The sequence below is a fragment of the Corallococcus praedator genome, from assembly GCF_003612125.1.
Lineage (GTDB): Bacteria > Myxococcota > Myxococcia > Myxococcales > Myxococcaceae > Corallococcus > Corallococcus praedator.
On sequence record NZ_RAWI01000998.1, the window covers coordinates 1 to 453 of the forward strand.

Here is a 453-nt window from a genome sequence, read left to right on the forward strand (position 1 = left end):
AGGTGGTTCTTGTTGTAGTAGGTGAGCAGATCGGACGTGCTCACCGTGCCGGGCCAGAGGGCGCCGTCGGTCGAGTAGTGGTTGACCGAGGCGGGGTTGAACTGGTCGGTGGAGACCCCGGCGGCGTCGAAGCACGCCTGGGCCGGGAGCACCGTGCCCGAGTCGATCAGGAACTGGGTGTTGGTGTCCTCGGCGACGACGATGTCGGGCAGGTCGCTGCTGGGGATGGCCTGGGTGTACTTGTTCAGGAGCTCGTCGTACGACGCGCCCTGCTCTTCAGCGGTCACCTTCACCTTGGTCTGGGAGGCGTTGTAGTCGGCCACCATGGCCTTCAGGACGTCGTCGGCGTTGCCGCTGAGCTGGTACCAGAGGGTGACCTCGGTGGTGCCGGTGGCGGTGTCGATGGCGTCGACCGGGCAGGGCGGCAGGTCGCTCGAGACGTCGGGTTCTGCC

Annotated in this window: 1 protein-coding gene; it reads right to left on the reverse strand. The window is 66.7% G+C overall.

The features are described from left to right. A partial coding sequence (locus D7Y13_RS42760; protein ID WP_120631112.1) for an extracellular solute-binding protein occupies positions 1 to 453 on the reverse strand: 453 nt, incomplete at both ends.